The organism is Caulobacter radicis (assembly GCF_003094615.1).
Taxonomy (GTDB): domain Bacteria; phylum Pseudomonadota; class Alphaproteobacteria; order Caulobacterales; family Caulobacteraceae; genus Caulobacter; species Caulobacter radicis.
The window spans coordinates 91,664-115,890 of the sequence record NZ_QDKO01000009.1 but is presented as its reverse complement, the minus strand read 5'-3'; the positions used below and the strand labels follow the sequence as shown (position 1 = coordinate 115,890).

At 69.6% G+C, this 24,227-nt stretch carries 22 protein-coding genes; 9 read left to right on the top strand and 13 right to left on the bottom strand.

All coding sequences use genetic code 11. From position 1 onward, the window contains the following. Positions 1–112: 112 nt before the first annotated feature. Positions 113–1,957, bottom strand: a complete 1,845-nt coding sequence (locus tag DDF62_RS03000; RefSeq protein WP_116487738.1) for a DUF8034 domain-containing protein — start codon at positions 1,955–1,957, stop codon at positions 113–115. After that, positions 1,957–3,273, bottom strand: a complete 1,317-nt coding sequence (locus DDF62_RS02995; RefSeq protein ID WP_101718382.1) for an MFS transporter — start codon at positions 3,271–3,273, stop codon at positions 1,957–1,959. The genes DDF62_RS03000 and DDF62_RS02995 overlap by 1 nt, the downstream gene beginning before the upstream one ends. A 340-nt stretch (positions 3,274–3,613) precedes the next feature. On the opposite strand from DDF62_RS02995, the gene DDF62_RS02990 reads away from it, so the two are divergent. After that, positions 3,614–6,400 (top strand): TonB-dependent receptor, encoded by a 2,787-nt coding sequence (locus DDF62_RS02990; protein ID WP_116487737.1) that lies wholly within the window; start codon positions 3,614–3,616, stop codon positions 6,398–6,400. 78 nt (positions 6,401–6,478) lie between these two features. Here the strand turns inward: DDF62_RS02990 and DDF62_RS25480 are convergent, their stop codons facing one another. From DDF62_RS25480 to DDF62_RS02975, 3 genes are all read right to left on the bottom strand, one after another. Then, positions 6,479–7,036 (bottom strand): hypothetical protein, encoded by a 558-nt coding sequence (locus DDF62_RS25480; protein ID WP_165832155.1) that lies wholly within the window; start codon positions 7,034–7,036, stop codon positions 6,479–6,481. A gap of 179 nt (positions 7,037–7,215) precedes the next feature. After that, positions 7,216–8,124: a M56 family metallopeptidase gene (locus tag DDF62_RS02980; protein ID WP_116487736.1), complete on the bottom strand. Its 909-nt coding sequence runs from the start codon at positions 8,122–8,124 to the stop codon at positions 7,216–7,218. Further along, the gene (locus tag DDF62_RS02975) at positions 8,114–8,482 is read right to left on the bottom strand and encodes a BlaI/MecI/CopY family transcriptional regulator (RefSeq protein ID WP_058349304.1); all 369 of its coding nucleotides are present in this window, start codon (positions 8,480–8,482) and stop codon (positions 8,114–8,116) included. Before DDF62_RS02975 ends, DDF62_RS02980 begins: the two co-directional genes overlap by 11 nt. A 98-nt stretch (positions 8,483–8,580) precedes the next feature. Here DDF62_RS02975 and DDF62_RS02970 point away from each other — a divergent pair, with 98 nt between their 5' ends. The 7 genes from DDF62_RS02970 to msrQ all read left to right on the top strand — a co-directional run bounded on the left by DDF62_RS02970 (position 8,581) and on the right by msrQ (position 15,420). Next, positions 8,581–11,469 carry a bifunctional [glutamine synthetase] adenylyltransferase/[glutamine synthetase]-adenylyl-L-tyrosine phosphorylase gene (locus DDF62_RS02970; RefSeq protein WP_244286686.1) on the top strand — a complete coding sequence of 963 codons (2,889 nt, stop codon included), beginning with the start codon at positions 8,581–8,583 and terminating at the stop codon, positions 11,467–11,469. A gap of 231 nt (positions 11,470–11,700) precedes the next feature. Then, the gene (locus DDF62_RS02965) at positions 11,701–12,108 is read left to right on the top strand and encodes an EF-hand domain-containing protein (protein WP_116487734.1); all 408 of its coding nucleotides are present in this window, start codon (positions 11,701–11,703) and stop codon (positions 12,106–12,108) included. A gap of 34 nt (positions 12,109–12,142) precedes the next feature. After that, positions 12,143–12,703: an RNA polymerase sigma factor gene (locus DDF62_RS02960; RefSeq protein WP_116487733.1), complete on the top strand. Its 561-nt coding sequence runs from the start codon at positions 12,143–12,145 to the stop codon at positions 12,701–12,703. Positions 12,704–12,725: 22 nt separating this feature from the next. After that, on the top strand, positions 12,726–13,169 hold the full coding sequence (locus DDF62_RS02955; RefSeq protein WP_116487732.1) for a hypothetical protein: 444 nt from the start codon (positions 12,726–12,728) through the stop codon (positions 13,167–13,169). Then, entirely contained in the window at positions 13,166–13,684 is a 519-nt protein-coding gene (locus DDF62_RS02950; RefSeq protein ID WP_116487731.1) for a periplasmic heavy metal sensor, read from the top strand. The genes DDF62_RS02955 and DDF62_RS02950 overlap by 4 nt, the downstream gene beginning before the upstream one ends. A 21-nt stretch (positions 13,685–13,705) precedes the next feature. Then, entirely contained in the window at positions 13,706–14,656 is a 951-nt protein-coding gene (msrP, locus tag DDF62_RS02945; RefSeq protein WP_116487730.1) for a protein-methionine-sulfoxide reductase catalytic subunit MsrP, read from the top strand. After that, complete coding sequence (gene msrQ / locus DDF62_RS02940; RefSeq protein ID WP_116487729.1) at positions 14,656–15,420, top strand: protein-methionine-sulfoxide reductase heme-binding subunit MsrQ; 765 nt, start codon at positions 14,656–14,658, stop codon at positions 15,418–15,420. Before msrP ends, msrQ begins: the two co-directional genes overlap by 1 nt. 127 nt (positions 15,421–15,547) lie before the next feature. On the opposite strand, the gene DDF62_RS02935 is transcribed toward msrQ, so the two are convergent. The 4 genes from DDF62_RS02935 to DDF62_RS02920 form a co-directional block, all read right to left on the bottom strand. Further along, positions 15,548–16,765 carry a dipeptidase gene (locus tag DDF62_RS02935; protein WP_116487728.1) on the bottom strand — a complete coding sequence of 406 codons (1,218 nt, stop codon included), beginning with the start codon at positions 16,763–16,765 and terminating at the stop codon, positions 15,548–15,550. A 94-nt stretch (positions 16,766–16,859) separates the two neighbouring features. Beyond that, positions 16,860–17,123, bottom strand: a complete 264-nt coding sequence (locus DDF62_RS02930; protein WP_116487727.1) for a hypothetical protein — start codon at positions 17,121–17,123, stop codon at positions 16,860–16,862. 1 nt (position 17,124) lies between these two features. After that, entirely contained in the window at positions 17,125–17,898 is a 774-nt protein-coding gene (gene radC / locus DDF62_RS02925) for a RadC family protein (protein WP_116487726.1), read from the bottom strand. A gap of 222 nt (positions 17,899–18,120) precedes the next feature. Beyond that, on the bottom strand, positions 18,121–18,924 hold the full coding sequence (locus tag DDF62_RS02920) for a MetQ/NlpA family ABC transporter substrate-binding protein (protein ID WP_116487725.1): 804 nt from the start codon (positions 18,922–18,924) through the stop codon (positions 18,121–18,123). 161 nt (positions 18,925–19,085) lie between these two features. Between DDF62_RS02920 and DDF62_RS02915 the strand changes: the two genes are divergently transcribed. Continuing rightward, positions 19,086–19,541, top strand: a complete 456-nt coding sequence (locus DDF62_RS02915) for a hypothetical protein (protein WP_116487724.1) — start codon at positions 19,086–19,088, stop codon at positions 19,539–19,541. A 7-nt stretch (positions 19,542–19,548) separates the two neighbouring features. Here the strand turns inward: DDF62_RS02915 and DDF62_RS02910 are convergent, their stop codons facing one another. The 4 genes from DDF62_RS02910 to DDF62_RS02895 form a co-directional block, all read right to left on the bottom strand. After that, entirely contained in the window at positions 19,549–19,908 is a 360-nt protein-coding gene (locus DDF62_RS02910) for a hypothetical protein (RefSeq protein WP_116487723.1), read from the bottom strand. Positions 19,909–20,021: 113 nt separating this feature from the next. Beyond that, the gene (locus tag DDF62_RS02905) at positions 20,022–20,684 is read right to left on the bottom strand and encodes a methionine ABC transporter permease (protein WP_116487722.1); all 663 of its coding nucleotides are present in this window, start codon (positions 20,682–20,684) and stop codon (positions 20,022–20,024) included. Next, positions 20,681–21,682, bottom strand: a complete 1,002-nt coding sequence (locus DDF62_RS02900; protein WP_116487721.1) for a methionine ABC transporter ATP-binding protein — start codon at positions 21,680–21,682, stop codon at positions 20,681–20,683. The genes DDF62_RS02905 and DDF62_RS02900 overlap by 4 nt, the downstream gene beginning before the upstream one ends. Before the next feature lie 13 nt (positions 21,683–21,695). Next, positions 21,696–24,203, bottom strand: a complete 2,508-nt coding sequence (locus DDF62_RS02895; protein WP_116487720.1) for a S9 family peptidase — start codon at positions 24,201–24,203, stop codon at positions 21,696–21,698. Positions 24,204–24,227: the final 24 nt, after the last annotated feature.

The following is a 24,227-nucleotide window of genomic DNA, read 5'->3' as shown; positions in this document are numbered from 1 at the left end:
CATCTTCTCGTGCGGGTCCTCGTCCTTCGACAAGCTCAGGATGAGGACCAATTCAACGACCGCACAGTCGAAACCTCACCCTGAGCTTGTCGAAGGGCGAGGTTGCGCCGGCTCAGACCACCCTGTCCCAGGGAAAGCTCAGCGTCGGCTGGTTGACGTGGCGCTGCATCTTCAGGGTCAGGCGCGCGCCCGCGCCCGGCGCCAGGCGCAGGGTGAAGGCCGAGGCGTCGACCGCCTGGGGCGCGCCCTCGCCGATCGCGGCGCTCTGGATCTGGTGCTCGCCATAGGCGCCGCCCTGCACGGTGACCGTGCGCGGGGCCACCGGGCTGAGATTGACCAGGCTGACCACCGTCTCGTCGTCGGTCAGGCGCTCGACCAGGGCCGCCACGTCCTGCGGAACGCCGGCGCGGCGGCGTTCAGGATCGAAGTAGCGCAGGCGCGCGTAGTGCAGCGCGCCGCCCTGCGAGGGCGAGGATTTCGACCACGGCGGCCGGGCGATGTGGATACCGCCCTCCATCAGCTGGATCAGGGCGGTGACACTGGCCGGATTGATGTCGAGCGCGGCGTCGGCCAGGCGGGTGTCGGGGGTCGACGTATCGTCTCGCTGGGCCTGGGCGCGGGCCCGCACCCGTTCCAGGTCGCCGCGCAGGGTCTTGGCGGGATAGGAGGGATCCTTTCCATCCAGCCAGTCGAGCCAGGGATGTGTCGCCGCGCGCTCGCGGTCGGAGCCCTTCATCGACAGGTACCAGATCTCCAGCCCGTTCAGCTGGTACTCGCCGGGCGCATAGGCGTACCAGCCCTTCGCCCCATACATGCGCGGGGTCGAGACCTTGCCGTCCTCGACCTTCTTCTGGGCGTTGATGACGTCGTTCTGGCGGCGCCAGACGTCGAGATACTTGTCGTCGCCGGTCAGCAGGTAGGCGTTCATGAAGCCGACCACGGCGCGCGGCACGCGGTTGCGGTCCTCGCGCTGGCCGGTGTGCGGCGCCACCGGCGAGAAGCCCCAGCCGTAGGTTCCGCTCCACCACCGATCCTTGGGGACCTGGCCGTCGAGCCCGACCTTGCTGGGGATCACGTCGCCATTGGCCCGCGCCCGCTCGATCCAGCCGTCCACGTATTTCAGGATCCAGTCGCGGTACCTGGCCTCGTGGTCCAGCATGTAGGCGTTCATTACCAGGCTGGTGGCCTGCAGGTTCAGCGGGCTGTCGCCGACCACGTCGCCATATTCGTCGTAGTGGCGCAGGGTCTCTTCGTACGAGCGCTCGCCGTGCTCCATGAAGAAGTGGGTCACGTCGAAGGGGTCGCCGGCCCAGTCCAGCGGCGTGGCCTTGCGCAGCATCGGACCCCGGCTGCCGGTGATCATGCTGCGGATGATGTTGAGCTTGGCGTCATAGTTCGGCGTGGTCGGATCCTCGCCGGTGTAGAAACCGGAGAACCGTTTCGCCCGCTCGCGAAAGCGCGGATCGTTGGGCGCCGACAGCCCCAGCAGATTGAACACCGACAGCCCCTCGGACAGGTGCTGCCAATCGCTCATCACCGGGAATTCGCGGAAATACATGCCCTCGCGGGCGAACGGCACGTCCTTCGTCCGGGCCGCCGTATATTGGCGGACATTGCCCTCGAAGGCTTTCTGGGCCAGCTCGAGCACCCGGTCGCCGGCGCCCAGTGCGTGCAGGGTCGGCCAGTCGTTGACGTTCTCGATGGCGTCGTCGGGACCGTCGTTGGCGCCCCAGCGCTCGAAGGCCAGGAGGTAGCCGCGCTCGTCGAAATAGCGGGCGAAGAAGGCCTCGCAGGCCGCCTCGTTGGCCTTGAGCAGTTCGCGTTGCAGCAGGGCCCATTCGGGCGCGGCCATAGGCGTGGTCACGCTAAGGGCGGCGGGCGCGGCGCTGGCCGCGCGGCCGATCCCGGCGAGAACCAGGGCCGAGGCGCCGGCCAGGACATGGCGTCGAGAGAGCATCAGGCCGCCTTCAGTTGCAGGCGCTGGATCTTCCCGACGATCAGGAAATAGGCCAGCACGGCGATCAGGCAGTGGGCGCCGACGAAGATCAACGCCCCGTCGAACGAGCCGGTGGCCTGCACGATGTAGCCGATGACGATCGGGGTCACGATGCCGGCCGTGTTGCCGAAGGTGTTGAAGACCCCGCCGGTCACCCCAGCCATCTCCTTGGGCGAGGTGTCCGACACCACGGCCCAGCCCAGCGACGCCACCCCCTTGCCGAAGAAGGCCGCGGCCATGATCACGATGACCAGCCACTCCTGCTCGACGTAGTTGCAGATGACGATGCAGGTGGCCAGGATCATGCCCAGCAGCAGCGGCGTCTTGCGGGCGATGTCGAGATTGCCGGTCTTCTTCAGCAGGTGATCCGAGATCATCCCGCCCAGCAGGCCGCCGGCGAAGCCGCACAGGGCCGGCAGGGCGGCGGTGAAGCCAGCCTGCAGGATCGACAGCCCCCGCGCCTTGACCAGATAGATCGGGAACCAGGTGACGAAGAAATAGGTCAGCACGTTGATGCAGTACTGGCCGATATAGACGCCCAGCAGCATGCGGCTGGTCAGCACCTGCTTGACGTTGGCCCAGGTGAAGGCCGCGCCCGCATTGGCGGTCTTGTCCTCCATCCGCACCAGCCCGCCGCCGGCCTCGATATAGTCGAACTCGGCCTTGCTGATCTTCGGGTGCTCGACCGGGCTGTGGATCAGCTTGACGAAGAAGAACGCCGCGACGATGCCGATCGCGCCCATGACGAAGAACACCGAGCGCCAGCCGAAGTCATGGGCCAGCCAGCCCATCAGCGGCGCGAAGGCGACCAGCGAGAAGTACTGGGCCGAGTTGAAGATCGCCGAGGCCGTGCCGCGCTCCGAGCCCGGGAACCAGGCGGCCACGATGCGGGCGTTGGCCGGGAACGACGGCGCCTCGGCCAGGCCCACCAGGAAGCGCATGAAGAACAGGGCCACCGCGGCGGCCAGGCCCGTGAACACGCCCGAGAAGCCCTGCAGCAGGGTGAAGCTGGACCACAACACCAGGGCGGCGGTGTAGATCTTCTTGGAGCCGAAGCGGTCGAGCAGCGCGCCGCCGGGGATCTGGCCCAGCACATAGGCCCAGGCGAAGGCCGACATGATGTAGCCCATGGCCACCGGATCCAGGCCCAGCTCCTTCGACGCCGACTGGCCGGCGATCGAGAAGGTCGCGCGGTCGGCGTAGTTGATCGTCGTGATGATGAAGAGCGTCGCGATGATCAGCCAGCGCACGCGGGTACGCCTGGTGGTGTCGGTCATGGACGCTCTCCCTGGGGCGCCGCTCTGTCGTCGGCGCTTTGGGAGGACGCTAAGGGGCGTCGGGGCCCAGGTCTAAGTCAAATCGCCTATGGACCGATCCACGGGCGACATGGATCGAACCGCGGTACGCATCGAAACCCAAGGCTGTCAAAGGATCGCCCGCGCGCGAGACGGCAGGCGCCGCAGCGGAAACCTGTGGATCGGTGCACATCGCGCATAGGTCCATACCCGATTGGGATTGGCCCTCTGATCGAACCCGTCCCTATGGTTCAGGCAACGAAGAAGCAGGCTCGGCCGGCTTCCAAAAGCGGCCCGCGCAGACGGGCATCGGGAGGGACAGATGACGTCCAACAGGAATCCGCGCCTGCGCGCCGTGCTCGGCGCCAGCGCTTCGGCCTTCACCATTCTCGCCGCCGGCGCCGCCATGGCCCAGGAGGCCCAGCCGCCGGCGGCCGAGCCCGCATCCGACGAGGTCGAGGCCATCGTCGTCACCGGCTTCCGCGCCAGCCTGCAGAGCGCCATCAACCTCAAGCGCAACGAAAGCGGCGTGGTCGACGCCATCAAGGCCGAGGACATCGCCCAGTTCCCCGACCTGAACCTGGCGGAATCGCTGCAGCGCATCCCGGGCGTGTCGATCTCGCGGATCAACGGCGAAGGCCGCCAGATCACCGTTCGCGGCCTGGGCTCGGAATACACCCGCGTCCGCATCAACGGCATGGAGGCCATCTCCACCACCGGCGGCACCGCCAACAGCGGCGGCACCAACCGCGGCCGCGGCTTCGACTTCAACGTCTTCGCCTCGGACCTCTTCAACAGCATCGCCGTGCGCAAGACCGCCTCGGCCGACGTCGAGGAAGGCTCGCTGGGCGCCACGGTCGACCTGACCACCGCCAAGGCCTTCGACAGCGGCAAGCCCCAGCTCGTGCTGTCGGCCGGCGCCAGCTACAACGACCTGTCGGAAAAGACGACGCCGCGCGTCTCGGTGCTGGCCAGCAACGTGTTCTTCGACGGCAAGGTCGGCGCCCTGCTGTCGGTGGCCTACGAAGAGCGCCACCTGAAGGAGGAAGGCGCCAACATCACCCGCTGGGCCACCGGCGCCAGCAACGGCGGCTTCAACAGCGCCTCGACCGTGCCCGGCTACACCGTCGCCCAGATCAACAGCGCCAACATCTTCGCCCCGCGCATCCCGGGCTATGTCAGCTACGACATCGAGTCCAAGCGCCTGGGGATCGCCGGCTCGCTGCAATACAAGCCCAATTCCGACACCCAGGTCACGCTGGACGCCCTCTACGCCTACCTGGCCGGCACCCGCAAGGAAGCCCAGCTGCAGGCCATCGGCCTGTCGCGCGCCAACACCGGCAAGCCGCAGACCATCATCCGCGACGGCGTCGTCGAGAACGGCAACCTGGTCTATGCCCGGATGGACAATGTCGACCTGCGCACCCAGGCGGCCTATGACGAGCTGAACACCGAGTTCAAGCAGTTCACCCTGTCGGGCACCCACGACTTCAGCGGCAGCCTGCGGGTGGGCATGCTGGCCGGCTATTCGGACTCGACCTTCACCCAGCCGATCTCGACCATCGTCACCTTCGACCGGGCCAATAGCCAGAACTACCAGTACGACTTCCGCAAGGGCCGCGCGCCGCAGATCCTGCTGGGCTTCGACCCGACCGATCCGGCCAACTGGTCCTCGACCAACGGCACCTCCGAGGTGCGCATCCGCCCGCAGTTCGTCGAGAACCAGTTCTCGACCGCCAAGGTCTATGGCGAGTGGGACCTGAACGACAAACTGCGCCTCAAGGCGGGCCTGGACTGGCGAAAGTTCGAATACGACAGCTATGGCCAGTACCGGACCAGCGAAACCGTCGTCCAGACCCTGACCCCGGCCCAATTGGCCTCGGTGTCGAAGGTGTTCAAGGGCTTTGGCAGCGGCATGGACCTGCCGGAGGGCAACTTCACCTCCTGGCTGATCCCCGACATCGACAAGTACGCCGCCCTCTTGGGCATCTACAGCAACAGCGGCATCTACGCCCTGACCGACACCAACAACTCCAGCGCCCGCGGCCAGTACGGCGCGGTCGAGGAGCAGGACTACGGCGCCTACGTCCAGGCCGAGTTCAAGTTCGACGCCTTCGGCCTGCCCTTCCGCGGCGACGCCGGCGTGCGCCGCGTCCATACCAAGCAGGAGTCGGCCGGCTACGCCGCCGTCGCCGGCGCCATCCAGCGGGTCGACGTCGCCCGCGACTACAACCTGACCCTGCCCTCGTTCAACCTCGCCGCCGACCTTTCCGACACCGTCGTGGCCCGCGTCAGCGCCGCCCAGACCATCGCCCGTCCGGGCATCGGATCGCTGTCGCCTGGCGGCGACGTGGCCGTGCAAGGCGCCAACCGCACCTACAGCTCGGGCAACCCGTACCTGACGCCGACGAAGTCAGACAACCTCGACTTCTCGCTGGAATGGTACCGCGAGAAGGGCGCGATGATCGCGCTGGGCGTCTTCTACAAGCGCATCGACACCTTCGTGGCCACCCTGCGCCGCGAGGCCGTCTACAACACCCTGGGCCTGCCGGACTCGCTGCTGACCGGCACCGGCGCGACCACCGACCAGGTGTTCCAGGTCACCCAGCCGGTCAACAGCGACGGCGGCGACCTGAAGGGCTTCGAGATCAACGTCCAGCAGCCCTTCACCTTCCTGCCGGGCTTCTGGAGCAACTTCGGCGTGGTGGCCAACTACACCTATGTCGACTCCAAGATCGAGTACCTGACCTCGACGACGCCGGGCGCGCCGACGGTGAACGCCACCCTGGTGGGCCTGTCGAAGAACGCCGCCAACCTGACGCTCTACTACGAGACCCCCAAGTGGAGCGTGCGCGGCTCGCTGGCCTATCGCGACGGCTACCTGACCCAGGTGCCCGGCAGCGACGGCAACACCGTCCAGGGCACCAACGAGACCCTGAACGTCGACATGCAGGCCAGCTGGAACATCCGCGACAACCTCAAGCTCTCGATCGAGGGCGTGAACCTGACCGACGAGTTCAACGACCAGTACGTCGGCGATAGCAACCGGCTGAACGTCTACACCCACAGCGGCCGCCAGTTCCTGGTCGGCCTCCGCTACAACTTCTAGGCGCGATCCTACCTCCCCCCGGCGCCTAGGCAGCCCGCGTCGCTCTCCTTCCAGGGCGGCGCGGGTTTTCTTTTGGGGCTACCTCGGCATCGTCGTCGCCTGGCGGCGCACCACCCGGCAGCGGGTCTGGCCAAACTTCGTGGCGCAGAAGCCGGTCTCGTCCGAGCCCTGGCGGATCACCGCCCAGCGGTCGCGGTCGCACTGATGCCAGGTCTCGCGGAAGCGACCCTTGTCGTCATAGGGAAAAACAGGCGTGTCGCCGTCGGTGTAGAACCGGGTCATGCCGGTGAAGCCGCCGAAGCTGGTCTTGCCGTTGACCACCCCGCAGACCCGGCCCGTGCGCATCATCCACACCCCGCCCAGCTCCAGCTCGCGCGACTGCTTGAGGCGAGCGACGAGGGCCGGCTGCACCACGGCCCAGCGCTGGGCGGCCTGGCGGCGGGCCGGCTCCAGCGCCGCGCCTTCCGCCGGCGGCAGCGGCCCCATGGCCCGCTCGAACCGGATGAAGTCGAAGATCCCGTAGGCCAGGGCCGCCAGCATCGAGGCGACCATGACGAGGCCGAGGATGCGCCAGGCGACAGCGACGCCGCGCTTGCGGCCGACATGGGCGTCGGGAACCGGCAGGACGAACGACATGGTGATCTTCCCCCTTTGATCGAGGGAAAGATTACACGTGTAGTTTTTAAGTTCAAGCGGATACGCCCTGCGTCCTTCGAGGCCCGCTGCGCGGGCGCCTCAGGATGAGGATCTCAGTGCAATAGCGTCCTCATCCTGAGGTGCGAGCCGAAAGGCGAGCCTCGAAGGACGCACCGAGCTTACCGCGCCTCCACGCCCCGCTTCAGCGGCGGCGGGGTGACGCCGTCGACGAACAGGCGGGCGCTGGCGCCGGGGATGCGGGTCGAGGGCGGGGCGGGGCCGCGCGGGGCCAGGGTCCAGACGCCCATGACGATCATCACGGTCAGCGCGCCCAGGGTGACGGCGGCGGTCAGGCCTTCGTTCGAGACCGGACCCGGCCCGGCGATGACCCGCACGCGCGACACCAGCGGGTGGCGGCCGAAGGCGCAGGCCAGCGGCGAGGCGGCGGTGAAGGCGTGGGCCTTCATCAGGGTCTCGGCGTAGCGCTTGCGGGCCTTGGGATGCAGGGCGACGACATCGCCGTCGCAGGCGATCTCCTGGTCCAGGCGGGCGACGAACGCCCCCAGGTGGACGATCGGATTCAGCCAGCCCAGGGCCTGGCAGGCGGTGATGATCAGGTTGCCCCGAGGGTCGCCGCGCCGCATGTGCGCGCGCTCGTGGGCCAGGACCAGCTCACGCTCGGCGGCGTCGAAGCGCTGGGCGAAGTCGCGCGGGATGACCAGGCGCGGGCAGAACACGCCCATGACCGCCGGGCCCTCCAGGCCGGCGCGGGCCCGCTTGCGGAAGGCGCGCTCGGCCAGGGCGATGAAGCCGGCCAGGCCGACGACGCCGACCAGCCAGACGACCAGGAAGCCCACCGCCAGCAGGCGCTCGGGCGGCTGTTGCGCCGCGCCCGCGCCCAGGGCGTCCGACAGGCTGGGGAAGACGCTGGCCAGGGCCGCCGCCGGCGCCAGGCGCCACAGCTTATAGGCCGCTTCCGAGCCGACCAGGCGGCGCACCGGCACGCGCAGGGCCAGGACGACCAGCACGCCGACGGCGGCGGCCAGCTGCGCCCGCAGCAGGGTTATGGCCAGCAGCTCAATCAGCATCGTCCAGCTCCGCGATCAGCTGCTTCAGCTGCTTGACCTCGTCGGGCGACAGCGAGCGGTGCTTGGCGAAATGGGCGACCAGCGGCGTCAGGCGGCCTTCGAACAGGCGGTCCAGCAGGCCCTGGCTCTCGGTCTGCAGGTATTCGGCGCGACTGACGATCGGCACGTAGCGGACGCGGCCGTCGATGCGGCGCGACTCGATGGCCTTGCGCTTGAGCAGGCGGTTGATCAGCGTCTTGACCGTGGCCTCGCCCCACCCTTGCGGGCCGGCGACGGCCTCCAGGATCTCCTCGACGGTCAGGGGGCTCTGGCTCCAGAGCGCTTCCATGACGTGGCTTTCGGCGTGGGTGATGCTCATGGCTGTCCGCTGCTCTACTGACCTGGATGATTACGCCCGTAAATGAAGCCGTCAAGCGATGCTTGGCGGACGCGGGCAGTCGGTTAAGAGTGCGCGCCATGACTCTTCTGCTCGCTCCCCGTCTCGCGCCGTGCGGTCCGATCGTCGATCCCAAGGCCGCCGAGCGCGCCCACGAGATGATCGCCAAGCGGGCCGGCGAACGTATGAGCCTCGTCGATTCCGCCTGGCCGGCCCTGGCCCCGGTGTTCGCCGCCAGCCCCTACCTGGCGGGCCTGGCCCGGCGCGACGGCGTGCGCCTGACCAGCATCCTGGACAGCGAGCCGCAGGCTCGCCTGGCGCAGATCCTGGCGGCCGCCCTGGCCGTCGCCGCCGAGCCCGACTTCGAGACCGCCCGCAGGACGCTCCGAGACCTGAAGGCCGACCTGCACCTGCTGACCGCCCTGTGCGACCTGGGCGGCGTCTGGGACCTCGACGCGGTCACCGGCGCCCTGACCCGCTTCGCCGACGCCAGCCTGCACGCGGCCCTGGCCCAGGCCGCCCGGGTGGAAGTGGCGCGCGGCGCCCTGACCGGCGTGGGGGATGGCGCGGACGGTCCGATCCCGGGCCTGTTCTGCATCGCCATGGGCAAGCACGGCGCCTACGAGCTGAACTATTCCAGCGACATCGACTTTTCGATCTTCTACGCGCCCGAGGTGCTGCCGGTGACGGAGGGGACCGAGCCGCAGGGCGTGGCCGTTCGCCTGACCCAGCACCTGGGCCGGATGCTGGCCGAGCGCACCGCCGACGGCTACGTCTTCCGCATCGACCTGCGCCTGCGCCCCGATCCCAGCTCGACCCCGCCGGCCATGCCGATCGACGCGGCCTTGGACTACTACGAAAGCGTCGGCCAGAACTGGGAACGGGCCGCCCACATCAAGGCCCGCATCGCGGCCGGCGACATCGCCCGCGGCGAGGCCTTCCTGCACGAACTGCAGCCCTTCATCTGGCGGCGCAATCTCGACTTCGCCGCCATCGCCGACATCCATTCGATCAAGCGCCAGATCCACGCCTACAAGGTGGACGAGCGGCTGGAGGCCAAGGGCGCGGACCTGAAGCTGGGCCGCGGCGGCATCCGCGAGATCGAGTTCTTCGTCCAGACCCAGCAGCTGATCCTGGGCGGCCGCCATCCGGACCTGCGCAGCCCGCGCACCCTCGATGCGCTCGCCGCCCTGCGCGACGCGGGCCACGTGACGCCGGAGGACTGCGAATACCTGACCGCCGCCTATCACGACCTGCGGGCCCTCGAGCACCGGGCCCAGATGATCGCCGACGACCAGACCCACAAGCTGCCGGAGTCCGACGCCGACCGGAAGAAGGTCGCCGCCCTGTGGAACCACGGCAATCTGCGCAGCTTCGACGCCGCCGTCGGCAAGATGCTGAAGGGCGTCAACCAGCGCTACGGCGCCCTGTTCAAGGGCGAGGAGGAGCTGTCGTCGCGGTTCGGCAGCCTGGTCTTCACCGGCGTCGAGGACGATCCGGAGACCCTGGCCACGCTCAAGCGCATGGGCTTCTCGTCGCCGGAGCGGGTGGCCGCCACCATCCGCGGCTGGCACCACGGCCACATCGCCGCCACCCGCACCGAGCGCGGCCGCGAGCTCTTCACGCGCCTTGCCCCGCGCCTGCTGGACGCCGCCAATGCGACGGGCGCGCCGGACGCGGCCTTCAACCGCTTCGCCGACTTCTTCGCCTCGCTGAGCTCGGGCGTGCAGATCCAGTCGCTGTTCCTGGCCCAGCCGCGCCTGTTCGAGCTGGTGGTGCAGGTCATGGCCTTCGCCCCGCGCCTGGCCGCCACCCTGGCCCGCCGGCCGACGGCGCTGGACGCCCTGCTCGACCCCGCCTTCTTCGGCCCCATGGAGATGCCCTCGGAGGTTCCGTGGGATCCCAGCGAGTTCGAGCCGTCGATGGACGCGGCCCGGCGCCTGTTCCGCGACCAGGCCTTCCGCATCGGCGTGCGGGTGATGAGCGGCACGGCCGGCGCCCGCGACGTGGGCCGGGCCTTCGCCGACCTCGGCGACCTGATCGTCGGCGGCCTGGCGCCCGCCGCCCTGGCCGAGGTCGAGCGGCTTGGCGGCGCCTTCCCGGGCCAGGTGGCCGTGGTCGCCCTGGGCAAGGCCGGCTCGCGCGAGATGACCGCCAAGTCCGATCTCGACCTGATGACGCTCTACGCCGCCGACGCGCCGGCGGCCCGGGGGGATGTCGTTTCGGAGATCAAGGGCTGGAGCGCCGACGTCTTCTACGCCCGCTTCACCCAGCGCCTGGCCTCGGCCCTGTCGGCCCCGACGGCCGAAGGCACGCTCTACGAGGTGGACCTGAAACTGCGCCCCTCGGGCAGCAAGGGACCGGTGGCGGTCAGCTTCACCGCCTTCGAGGACTATTACGAGCGCGAGTGCGAGACCTGGGAGCTCCTGGCCCTGACCCGCGCGCGGGTGATCTGGGCCAGCTCGCCGGCCTTCAAGGCGCGGGCCGAAGGCGCCATCGAGGCCGCCCTGCGCCGACCGCGCGACGTGGCCAGGACCGCCGCCGACGTGCTGGAGATGCGCGAGTTGATGGAGCGCGAGCGGCCCGGCAAGGGCCCGTGGGACCTGAAGCTCGATCCCGGCGGCCTCGTCGACATCGAGTTCATCGCCCAGTACCTGCAACTGGCCCATGGGCCGAACGGGGGCCCGCTGGCCCAGAATACCGGCGAGGCGCTGTCGGCGCTGATCGAGGCGGGCCTTGCCGACAAGGCGGCCCTGACCGCGGCCCTGTCGGCCTGGCGGCTGGAGCAGGACCTGTCACAACTGATCAAGGTCGCGCTGGAGAACGGCGACGACCCGGAAAGCGAACCCAAGGCCTTCCGCGCCCTGCTGGCCCGCGCCGGCCACGTCACCCAGTTCCGCTCGCTGAAGGCCAAGCTGGTCAAGGCCAAGGCCGAAGCCCGCAAGGCGTTCGAGGATGTGGTGAGGTAGGGGGAGAGACGGCGGCAGCTGCCGCTGCTCAAGATCCTCCCCCTCTGGGGGAGGTGGCCCGAAGGGCCGGAGGGGGGCCGTTTTCAGCTTTCGCTGCGCCGACAGTCCGCCCACTTCCCCCTCCGTCGGCTTCGCCGACACCTCCCCCTTCAGGGGGAGGATCTCGACCACAACGACGGAAACCCCGCCCTGCCCCGTTGAAGCTCCCGAGGGATCTACCCGGAGCATTCGATGAAGACGTTCACCACCCTGGTCGCCGCGACCGCGATCGCCGCCTGCGCCGCCTCGGCCCAGGCCCAGACCAAGCCGGCCGGCGCAACTGAGGCCGCCTTCCAGAGCCAGCGCGCGGGCCAGATGCTGGCCAGGCTGGACGCGAACAAGGACGGCAAGCTCTCCAAGACTGAGTTCGAAGCCATGCGTCAGAAGAAGGCGGACGGCGCCCAAACCCAGGGCGCGAAGGCCGGCCGTGGCGAGCGCCTGTGGGGCCGGCTCGACGCCGACAAGGACGGCTTCCTGTCGCGCGCCGAGCTGGAGGCCATGGCGGCCAAGCGCTTCAAGCGGATGGACGCCGACGGCGACGGCGTGCTCACCTCGGCCGAACGACAGGCCAGCGCCGGCAAGGCCAAGGCCGCGATGTGACGGCCGGCATGGGCTTGGCGTGACGAGGTGAGGCTTGGCGAGCGAGGGGGAAGACCCCGACCTGGCGTTGGTGGAAGGCGTTGGACGGGGCGAACAGGCCGCCGTGCGACGGCTGCTGGACGCCCGCCTGCCGCGCATCCTCGCCTTGGCCCGCCGGCTTCTCGCCGATCCGGACGAGGCCCAGGACGTGGCCCAGGAAACCTTCCTGCGGGCCTGGAAGCAGGCGCCCTCGTGGCGCCCCGGCCAGGCCCGCTTCGACACCTGGCTGCACCGCGTGGCGCTGAACCTGTGCCGCGACCGGCTGCGGCGACGGCGGGAGACGGCGATGGCGCAGCCGCCGGAGATGATCGACGCGGGCCCCACCGGCGAGGGCGCGCTGCTGGGCGTCCAGATCGGTGGCCGTATCGAGGCGGCCCTGGCCGCCCTGCCCGAACGCCAGCGCGAGGCGATCGTACTGTGCCACCACCAGGGCATGGGCAACAAGGAGGCCGCCGCCCTGCTGGGGGTGTCGGTCGAGACGCTGGAAAGCCTGCTGGGCCGTGGGCGGCGCACCCTGCGCGCGGCCCTGGCCGACCTGATGGAGGCGGTGAGATGATCATGAGGGAGGGCGCGCGGCCATGACCCCCGACCGCTTCGCCGAACTGGCGACCGCCCATGGCGGCGACATCGGCCGCTGGCCGCAGGACCTGCGCGAGGCCGCCCGCGCCGCGCTCGCCTCTGATCCGCACGGCCTGGGCGCGGTGCTGGCCGCCGAGGCCGATCTGGACCGCCTGCTCGACCTGGCCCCGGCCCAGAGCGCCGACGCCGCGCTGCTGGGCCGGCTGCTGGAGGCCGCGCCCAGGCCGCGCCGATCGACCGGCGCCTGGTGGGCGGGGCTGGCCGCGGGCCTGGGCCTGGCCGCCGCCACCGTGGCGGGGGTCGCCGTCGGCGTCGCCTCGGGCGCGGGCGAGCGGCTGGACCGCCGGGCCGACGCCATCCTGGCGGCCGCCTATGAGCCCGCCGAACCCGACACGACGGCCGAGGCCCTGCCCGAGCTCCTGGATGAGGCGACCGACCTATGAGCGCCAACCGTTCCCTGATCGTCGCCCTTGTGGTCTCCGGCGCGCTGAACCTGTTCCTGGTCGGCGGCATCGCCGGCGCGGCCTGGATGCGCCAGGAGGCCCGCCGCGAGGCCCCGGCCGCCGCCGCCCTGGCCCAGCGTCCGCCGCTGTGGACCGCCGGCCGCGACCTGCCGCCCGACCAGCGCCGCGCCCTGCGCCGCAGCCTGCGCGAGGCCGCGCTCGAGAACCGCGCCGACGCCCAGGCCGCCCGCGCCGAGCGCCGCGCCGTGGTCGAGGCCATGGCCGACGGCCGCTTCGACCGCGCGCAGGCCGAGCGCCGCATAGCCGCCGCCCGGGCGCTGGAAAGCGGCGTCCGCGCCAAGGTCGACGGCCGCCTCGTCGCCTTCGCCGAGAGCCTGCCGCCCGAGGAGCGCAAGGTGCTGGGCGAGGGCCTGCGCCGGGTCTACGCCCCGCGCCAGAAGCCCCGCGAGGATCGCCCCGAGCGGCCGCGTAGAAAAAACGACGGCGGGACATAACCAAACCGCGTCCGGCTCCGTATCTTCGACACTGAAACCGGAGACACGCCCGTGCTGATCCGCCACCGCCCCGACCTGACCGACAACGACGTCACCGACCGGGGGCTCTATCTGCGCCGGCGCGAGTTCATCACCGGCGTCGCGGGCCTGGGTCTCGCCGGTCTGGGCGGCATGGCCGGCGCCGCGCCGCTGGCCTTCACCAAGGGCTTTTCGACCACCGAAAAGCCGACGCCGAAGGACGACGTCACCAGCTACAACAACTTCTACGAATTCGGCGTCGACAAGGGCGATCCCGCCGAGAACGCCGGCAAGCTGAAGACCCGTCCCTGGACCGTCCGCGTCGACGGCGCCTGCGAGGCGCCCAAGACCTTCGACATCGACGCCCTGATCAAGGCCAACAAGCTGGAGGAACGCATCTATCGCCTGCGCTGCGTCGAGGGCTGGTCGATGGTGATCCCCTGGGTCGGCTTCCCGCTGAAGGACCTGATCGCGGCGGTCAAGCCGACCTCCAAGGCCAAGTTCGTCGCCTTCGAGACCCTGATGCGGCCCTCGGAAATGACCGGCCAGCGCTGGGACGTGCTGCAATGGCCCTATCGCGAGGGCCTGCGCATCGACGAGGCCGTCCACCCGCTGACACTGATCGCGGTCGGGCTCTACGGCGAGACCCTGCCCAACCAGAACGGCGCGCCGCTGCGTCTGGTCGTGCCGTGGAAGTACGGCTTCAAGAGCATCAAGTCGATCACCCGGATCAGCCTGACCGACCGCCAGCCGCCGACCGCCTGGAACCTCTCGGCGCCCCGCGAGTACGGCTTCTATTCCAACGTCAATCCGGCCGTGGACCACCCCCGCTGGTCGCAGGCCACCGAGCGCCGCATCGGCGAGTTCCGGCGACGCGACACCCTGGCCTTCAACGGCTATGGCGAGTGGGTGGCGGACATGTACCGGGGCATGGACCTGAAGAAGTTCTATTGATGCAGGACGCGGAAAAAGCCCCCTTCTCCCTTGATGGGGGAAGGGCCGGGGTTGGGGGTGATGCGGCGCTGGCCGGCGATAGATCGTCCGCCGTCGAGAAGACTGCGCCGCCGTCGCCACCCCCATCCCAACCCTTCCCCCATCAAGGGGGAAGGGCTCAAAAGAAACGCCCCTCCAAGACCCGTGACAACCTCGTCTACGCCGCCGTCTGGCTGGCCTGCGCCGCGCCGCTGGCGTGGCTGGCCTTCCGCGCCTTCACCGGCGACCTGGGCGTCAATCCGATCGAGACCCTGGTGCGGCAGCTGGGCGTCTGGGGCCTGCGGCTGCTGCTGGTGGGGCTGGCGATCACCCCCGCCGCCGTGATCCTGAAGAGACCGCGCCTGGTGCGCTTTAGGCGGACCATCGGCCTGTTCGCCTTCGCCTACGTGTCGCTGCACCTCTTCAGCTACATCGGCGTCGACCTGTTCTTCGACTTCCAGCAGCTGTGGAAGGACATCCTCAAGCGGCCGTTCATCACCCTGGGGATGGCGGCGTTCACGCTGCTGGTCCCGCTGGCGGTGACCTCGACCAACGGCTGGGTGATCCGCATGGGCCGGGCGGCCTGGAGCCGGCTGCACTGGCTGATCTACGTGATCGTGCCGCTGGGCGTGGCCCACTACTACCTGTTGGTGAAGGCCGACCACCGCCCGCCGCTGGTCTATGCGGGCATCCTGGCGGTGCTGCTGGGGTGGCGGGTTTGGCGAGCGACAAGATCCTCCCCCTGAAGGGGGAGGTGTCGCGGAGCGACGGAGGGGGAAGTCGGTGATGACTTCCAACCAACTCGAAAGCTGAAAACGTCCCCCCTCCGGCCCTTTGGGCCACCTCCCCCAGAGGGGGAGGATCTATTGGGATCTACTTCGCCCCCTTCGCATACGCCTGCGCCTGGCCCAGGAGGCGCAGCACGTTGCCGCTCCAGATCGCCTCGACGTCGGCGTCCGAATAGCCGGCCGCCTTCAGGCGGGCGGTGATCTTGGGCAGGTCGGCCACGTCTTCCAGGCCCTCGACGCCGCCGCCGCCGTCCCAGTCGGCGCCGACGCAGACAGCCTTGGCGCCGCCGATCTTCAGCACGTGGTTCATGCTGTCCATGAAGGTGTCGAAGTTGGCGCGGACCGGCGGGAACTTCTTGTCGAGCTCGGCGCGCTTCCTGGCGTAGGCCACGAAGTCGGCCTGGGTGGCGTCGTCGCCAGGTCCCCGGCCCAGGGCCTCCAGCGCCGCCTTGCGCTCGGGACTGGTGGTCGAGGCGCGCAGATAGACCGAGTTGATGCAGATCGCGCCGCCGCTTTCGGCGATCTTGCGGATCCGCGCGTCGTCGAGATTGCGCGGATGGTCGAACACCGCCCGGGCGCCCGAGTGCGAGGCGATGACAGGGACCTTCGACAGGGCCACGGCCTGGTCGACGACATCGTCGGAGGCGTGGCTGACGTCGATCAGGACGCCCAGGCGGTTGGCCTCGGCCAGCCAGCGCAGACCGAGCGGCGAGAAGCCGTTCCAGATCTTGCCCTTGGGGTCGGTCGAGCTGTCGGCGAACTGGTTGTTGCGGAAGTGAACGGGACCCGCCATCCGCACGCCCGCGCCGTAGAAGGTCTGAAGCAGGGTCAGGTCCTCGCCCAAGGGCCAGCTGTTCTCGATGCTCTGGAAGGCGAACTTCTTACCCGCCTTGCTGATGCGGATCGCATCCTCGGGCGTATAGGCCAGCTCGAACTTGTCGCTATGGGCCGCCACCATCTCGCGGATCTCGGTCGCGCGGGTCAGGGCGAAGTCGCGGGCCTTGCGATAGCCTTCGGCGGTCAGGTCGCCCTGGCCGGTGTAGATCACGAAGAAGCCGCCATCGAGGCCGCCGTCGTTCATGCGCGGCAGGTCGACCTGGCTGAAGTCCTGCGGCACGCTGTGGCGGTCGACCATGCTCCAGCCGGGCCGGGCGAAGTGCTCGGGCGTGTCGAGGTGGGTGTCCAGCGTCAGGATGCGCTCGTGCAAGGCCTTGTCGGTCTTGGAGACCGGCGCCTCGGCGGCGTGGGCGGCGGCGCCCAAGAGGGCGGCCGAGCCGAGGAGGACTGACAGCAGGCGACGCATGGAACACTCCGGAACAGCTGATGCCGCCAAGCTCCGCAATGCCGCGCCCCTCGTCAAGGACATTAGATTTTCTTCGCGCGATCGGCCCTGACTGCTAGGGCGGCGGGCAGTCGGTGCGGACCGGCAGGCCGTCCTTGTAGGCGAAGTACTCGGTGCAGATCCGCTGACAGACCACCGCCCCGCGCTTGCCGATATCGGCCGCGTCCATGACCTCGCCGAAGCTGGTCCAGCCGTCGCTGTTCCAGTCCATCTCCGACCAGCCGTAGCCGTGTTCCAGCACGCCCAGCGCCACGCCTCCGAAGAAGACGGCCGGCGGCGCCAGCAAAACCCCGACGATGACGAGCAGGACGCGCAGCACGTCAGATCAGCCCCAGCGCCTTGAAGCTGGCCACGCCGTCGCGGCCGACCACCAGGTGGTCGTGAACAGCGATGCTCAGCGCCTTTCCGGCCGAGATGATCTGCTTGGTCATCTCGATGTCCGGGCGCGAGGGGGTCGGATCCCCGCTGGGGTGATTGTGCAGAAGGATCAGGTTGGAGCTGGAAAGCTCCAGCGCCCGGCGCATCACCTCGCGCGGATAGACCGGCGCGTGATCGACCGTGCCGTGGTTCATCACCTCGTCGGCGATCAGCTGGTTCTTCTTGTCGAGGAACAGCACGCGGAACTGCTCGCGGGACTCGTTGGCCAGGGCCACGCGCACATAGCCCAGGAGCGCCGTCCAGGACGAGATCACCGGCCGCTTGGTGATGCCTTCGCGCCCGGCCCGCAGGGTCGCCTCGTGCAGGATCTTCAGGTCTACCGCCGCCGTCTCGCCGACGCCGGGCACGGTCTTCAGCTCCTCGACGGTGGCGCCCAGCACGCCGGCGAACGAGCCGAACCGGCCCAGCAACGCCTTGGCGAGGGGTTTGACGTCGCCGCGCGGCAGGCTGCGGAAGAGATAGAGTTCGAGCAATTCGTAGTCGGGCAGAGCCGCCAGGCCGCCGGCCCTGGCCCGCTCGCGCAGGCGCTCGCGATGTCCGGAGTGGTGGGCGGCGACCAGCGCGGCCTTGCTCGGCTTGCCGGTCCTGGCCGGCTCCGCCGCCTGGAGCACGGGCGGCGCGGCCTCCGAGACCTTCAAGGACTTGCCGCTGACCATCGCGCCCCTCTGCGAGAGGCCGATTAGAGCTTAGCAATCAGAGGTTGTCGAGTGGGTGTTCGCCCCTTATGCCCAACGCCCGTCATCCCGGACGAAGGGCCGCCGCAAAACGCTCGCGACCGCTTGGGTGGAGGACCATCCGCCGCGCCCAGTCCCCTGGTTCCCGGAGAAGCCCTGCGGGCTTTCCGGGATGACGACCTGAAGGAGATCGAAGGGAGGAAATCAGAACGCCGGCACCACCGCGCCCTGGTACTTCTGCTCGATGAAGGCCTTCACCTCGGGCGAGGTCAGGGCCTTGGCCAGCTTGGCCACGCGCGGGTCGGACGCGTTGTCGGCGCGGCTGACCAGGAAGTTCACATAGGGGCTGGTCTTGTCCTCGATCAGCAGGGCGTCCTTGGACGGGTCGAGCTTGGCGTCCAGCGCGTAGTTGGTGTTGATCACCGCCAGGTCGACCTGGTTCAGCACGCGCGGCAGGGTCGCCGACTCCAGCTCCTTGAACTTCAGGTTCTTGGGGTTGGCGGTGATGTCCTTCAGCGTCGAGACCGGGTTGGACGGGTCCTTCAGCGTGATCAGGCCATTCTTGTTCAGCAGCAGCAGGGCGCGGCCGCCGTTGCTGGGCTCGTTGGGAATGGCCACGGTGGCGCCGGCCGGCAGCGCGGCGATGGCCTTGATCTTCGAGGAATAGGCGCCCAGCGGCTCGATGTGCACGCCGACCACCTTGACCAGGTCCCAGCCGCGGTCGGCGTTCTGGTTGTCGAGATAGGGGCCGGTCTGGAAGTAGTTGGCGTCCAGGCGCTTCTCGGCCAGCTGCACATTGGGCTGGACGTAGTCGTTGAACACCTTGACGTCGAGCTTCAGCCCCTCGGCCGCCAGCTTCGGCTTGATGAACTCCAGGACCTCGGCGTGCGGCACGGCGGTGGCGCCGACCACCAGGGTGTCGGCGGCCGACGGCGCGGGCTGGCGGCTGCAGGCGGCCAGCAGGGCGAAGGCGGCGAGGCTGACGAGTGCGGCGCGGCGGGCGACCATGAACGGCTCCGATAAGTCGATAATTCCGGGAGGGTATTGCGCACAAACGCCGCTCGCACGGAATCAGTTTTCCTGAGGCGGCCAAGAGGGCGGCGTGGTTGGCGTGGCGACAGCTTGACTATAGGTTGCGCACGGAACCCATGCAGCCATGAGCGCCGCCGATGAAGACGCCCGCCCTTTGCGCCCTCGCCGTCCTTCTCGCGCTGGCGACGACCAACGCCGCCCAGGCCCTGGAAGGTCCCATACGCATCGCCAGGGACCTGCAGTCGGTGCGCATCGGCGAATACGACTATCCGCTCGACTGGGCCGACGGCGCGACGCTGGACGAGGTGAACCGGAAGCTGCAGAGCGGCCTGAAGTTCAACAAGCTGACCACCAAGGTCACCGACTGCGACGCCGGCTTTTCCATGCCGACCAGCACCACCACCCACTACCCCGGCACGATCTATGGCGGGGTCTGCACCTTGACGACCGAGGGCGTGGCGCAGCGCGCGCTGGTCTGCCACGACTCCATGGTGGGCGATGTCGCCGTGGAAGGGGCCCGGGACGCCGTCGGCACGATGCTGGAACGGCGCCGCCTGATCGAGCTGGCCGTGCGGCGCTGCCTGGGAACCTGACCGGGCCTCAGTCGTCGTTGGCCGGATCCTCGGGCCCCTGGATCGTCCAGTTCGACACGAAGTCGGGGTTCTCCAGCACCTCGCCGTTGGCCAGGGTGTAGGTCCCCGGCTGGGCAGGCCTGATGCTCGAGGTCTGGGGCGGCAGCAGGTAGGTGTCGCCATCCTCCTCCTTCGTCAGCAGATCGACGAGGATTCCCTCTTCCGGATCGGCCGAGAGGATGACGCCATGGAACTGCTCGACGTCCTCGATCTCGCCGTCGGCGTCGAGGAAGGTCAGGCCCACCAGAATGATGCGGCCCGGCAGGGTGTCGGCCAGCGCCTGGTCCCAGTGCTCGGGCGGCGGGGCGGAAAGAATTTCGTCGGTCATGGACGGGTTCTTAGGCCGCCCGATTTTCTCCCGCAACAACCCACGCCGTCATCTCGGGCGCAGGCGCGGAACGCGCTTCGGCCGGGATGACGGCTGGAAACTGGAGAAAGCCCCTACCGGTGCGAGACCTTCCGCACCACCGTGTCGCCGACCATCTGCAACGCCTGCACCAGGACGAGCAGCAGCACGACGGTGACCACCATGACGTCGGTCTGGAAGCGCTGGTAGCCGAAGCGGATGGCGAGATCCCCCAGCCCGCCGGCCCCGACCACGCCGGCCATGGCGGTGTAGGAGACCAGCGCGATGGCCGTCACCGTCGCGCCGGCGATGATGCCGGGCATGGCTTCGGGCAGCAGCGCGCCCAGCACCACCTGGCGGCGCGTGGCCCCCAGGGCGAAGCTGGCCTCGACCACGCCCTTGTCGACCTCGCGCAGGGCGGTCTCGACCAGACGGGCGTAGAAGGGCGCGGCGCCCACCACCAGCGGCGGGATGGCGCCGGCCACGCCCAGCGAGGTGCCGACCAGCAGCACCGTCAGCGGGATCATCACGATCAGCAGGATCACGAACGGCACCGAGCGCAGGATGTTGACCAGCAGGCCCAGGCCCGCGTGCGCGGCCTTGTTCTCCAGCATCTGGCCCTTGCCGGTCAGGAACAGGATCACGCCCAGCGGCAGTCCCAGGATCACGGTCAGGGTCATCGAGCCGCCGAGCATGGTCAGGGTGTCGATCGTGGCCAGGCCGATGTCGGTCCAGTCGATGTTGGAAAACAGGCTCATCGGCGGCCCTCCAGGCGATCCACCCGCACGTCGGCGGCCTCGAAGCGGGCGATGGCGGCCTCGACGTCGCCGCCGGTGAGCGCCAGGGTCAGCTGGCCATACGGCGCGTCGCGCAGCTTGTGGATGCGCCCGCCCAGGATCGAGTAGTCGACGCCGGTCTCGCGGGCCACGGCCCCCAGCACCGGCTTGTAGGTGGCCTCGCCCTTGAAGGTCAGGCGCACCAGCACGCCGGCCGGCAAGGCGGTCTCGGATGTCTCCTCGACCTCGCCGACGAAGCGGCGGGCCGTGTCGCTGGCCGGGTGCAGGAACACCTCTTCCACCGGCCCCTGCTCGACCACGCGGCCGCCCTCCAGCACCGCCACCCGGTCGCAGACGCGGCGCACCACGTCCATCTCGTGGGTGATCAGCACGATGGTGAGGCCAAGCTCGCGGTTGAGGTCGGAGATCAGGGCCAGGATCTGCTCGGTGGTCTCCGGATCGAGCGCGCTGGTGGCCTCGTCGCACAGCAGGACCTTGGGCGCCGTGGCCAGGGCCCGGGCGATGCCGACCCGCTGCTTCTGGCCGCCCGACAGCTGGGCCGGATACTTGGCGGCGTGGTCGGACAGGCCCACCCGCGCCAGCAGCTCGGCCGTCCGCGCCTTGATCTCGGCAGGGCCGCGCCCGGCCAGCTTCAGCGGGAAGGCGACGTTCTGCTCGACGGTCTTGGACGACAGCAGGTTGAAGTGCTGGAAGATCATGCCGACGCGGCGGCGCAGGGCCCGAAGGCCCGCGACGTCCAGCGCCGCCACGTCGTCGCCGTCGACGATCACCTTGCCGCCGGTGGGCAGCTCCAGGCCGTTGATCAGGCGGATCAGGGTGGACTTGCCCGCCCCCGAGGCGCCGATGACCCCGAACACCTGCCCTTGCGCGACCTCGAGCGAGGCCTCGCGCAGGGCCGCATGACCGGTCGCCCCGCGCGCGGCGGCGTAGGTCTTTGAGACGGCTTCGAAACGGATCACCGGCGGCGGGTCCTTACTTCGCGGCCGGAGCGACGGCGGCCGGGGCGGCCGTCGTCGGGGCTTCCGGGCGCGGCGGGGCGTTCTTGACGTAGCGGTCCATCCAGTCGGTCATCTCCCACAGGGTGTGCATCACCGACTCCCGGGCGCGATAGCCGTGGGCCTCGTAGGGCAGCACGGTGTAGCGCACGGTGGCCCCCGCCCCCTTCAGCGCGGCGTAGAAGCGCTCGCTCTGGACCGGGAAGGTGCCGGAGTTGTCGTCCGCCTCGCCGTGGATCAGCAGGATCGGCTCGTTGACCTGCTTCACATAGGTGAAGGGGCTCATCTTCGTATAGGTGTCGGTGGCCTGCCAGTAGGTGCGCTGCTCCGACTGGAAGCCGAACGGCGTCAGGGTGCGGTTGTAGGCGCCCGACCGCGCGATGCCGGCCCGGAACAGGTCGCTGTGGGCCAGGAGGTTGGCGGTCATGAACGCGCCGTAGCTGTGGCCGCCCACGGCGATGCGGTCGCGGTCGGCCACGCCCAGGGCCACCACCGCGTCGACGGCGGCCTTGGCGTCGGCGGTCAGCTGCTCGACATAGCTGTCGTTGGGCTCGGCGCCGTCCTTGCCGATGATCGGCATGCCCGGGCCGTCCAGCACCGCATAGCCCTGGGTCAGCAGGAACAGGTGGCTGGCGCCGCCCGGACGGGTGAAGCGGTTGCCCGCGTCCACCGTCTGGCCGGCCACCGAGGCGTCGGTGAACTCTTCGGGATAGGCCCACATCAGCATCGGCAGCGGACCGTCCTTGGCCTTGTCGTAGCCGGCCGGCAGGTAGAGGTCGCCCGACAGCTTCACCCCGTCGGGACGGCTGTAGGTGATGGTCTCTTTGGTGACGCCAGCGAACTGCGGGGCGCGGTCGACGAACTTGGTCAGCGCCTTGCCGTTGCCGCCCTTGAGGGGTTTGACGAAGTAGTTGGGAACCTCGTCCTTGCTCTCGCGGCGGGTGATCAGCGTCTTGCCGGCCTCGTCGGCCAGGGCCACCGGCGCCTCGTAGTACGGGGCCTTGGCCTGCCACAGGCGCGCGGTCTTGCCGTCGGCCAGGTTCATCACGCCCACGAACGGGAACTCGCCCTTGGCGCTCGCGCCGTCGCCGGACACGAACACGCCCTTGCCGTCGGGCGTGAAGTGCAGGACCGCCTCGCCCTTGGCGTTGCGGCGGCTCAGGAGGCTGCCCGGGTCGTTGTAGCGGTCCTGGTAGTTGCGCTCGACCAGCAGGCGCGTGGCGCCGGGCTTGGACGGATCGATGGCCAGGCGCTTTTCCTTGCGGTTGTCGAACCAGCGGCCGGTGACCACGGCGAAGTCGTCGCGGCCCCAGCTGATCCCGGCATAGCGCAGGTCCAGGTCGACCAGCGTGGTCGGCGCGGCCTCGAACGGCGCGGCCTGCATCAGCACGCGGTCATGGATCTCGACCTTCTTCTTGGGATCGCCGCCGTCCTGGGCCTCGGCCCAGACCAGGGTCGCGGGCGCGTCGCTGCGCCATTGCGGGCTGCGCGGGCCGGCCACCACCGCGTCGAAGGCCGACGACAGGTTGTCGGCCAGCGGGCGGTCGACCAGGGTCTTGACCGGCTTGCCGCCCTCGGCGTCGACGATCTGGATCTCGGTGGGGAAGCGGCCGGCCGGCACTAGGTAGCTGTAGGGGCGCTTGAGGCGCGTCACCAGCAGGTAGCGGCCGTCGGGCGAGACCGAGAAGCCGTTGATCACGCCCGGCGCACCCACGGGGGTCGCCGCGCCGTCGGCCAGGGCCACGCGGGTCAGCTGGCTGGTGAAGTAGTGGTCGAACAGCGCCTCGTCATGGGCGTTGCCCAGCAGGTCCTGATAGGTGCGGATCGCGGCGGTGCGGCCCGCCGACTGCTGGACGATCGGGCCCTCGGGCGCCGGCGGCTCGGCCGGGGCCGCGCCGCGGCCCGCCGGGATCTGGCGCACCAGGAAGCCGCTGTCGTCGGGCAGCCAGTCGTAGCTGCCGCCGAAGGCCGCGTTCAGCACCGGGCCGGTCAGCTTGCGCGCCGTCGCGGTCTTCAGGTCGGCGACCCACAACTCCAGGCCGCTGGGCGCCTCCATCACGAAGGCCAGGCTCTGGCCGTTCGTCGACCAGCGGGTCTCGATGAAGCGCGCGCCCTTGGGCAAAACGACCTCGCGCACCGCGCCGGTCTTCACGTCCTCGAAGGCCAGGCTGTTCATCCAGGTGGTGCGGGCCTCGATCGGGCCGTTGGTGCGCGGATTGATGCGGTAGCCGCCCAGCCGCAGGATCGGATCGGCCACGGCCCGGATCGGCGGCAGGTTCTCGCGGCCCAGCAGCGCCAGCGTCTTGCGCTCGGGGCTCAGGCTGACGCCCGGCGTCGGCGCGGCGTCGAGGATCTGGGCGATCGGCGCCGGCGGCGTCCGATAGGCCTCGCTGGCGGTGGCGACGCCCGCGCCACAGACCATGGCCGCCAGCACGGCGGTCGAAGCCAGCGCCACGGCGCGGCGACGGAATTGGGTGTCGAACATGAAGCCCCCGGGAAACGCGTAGGA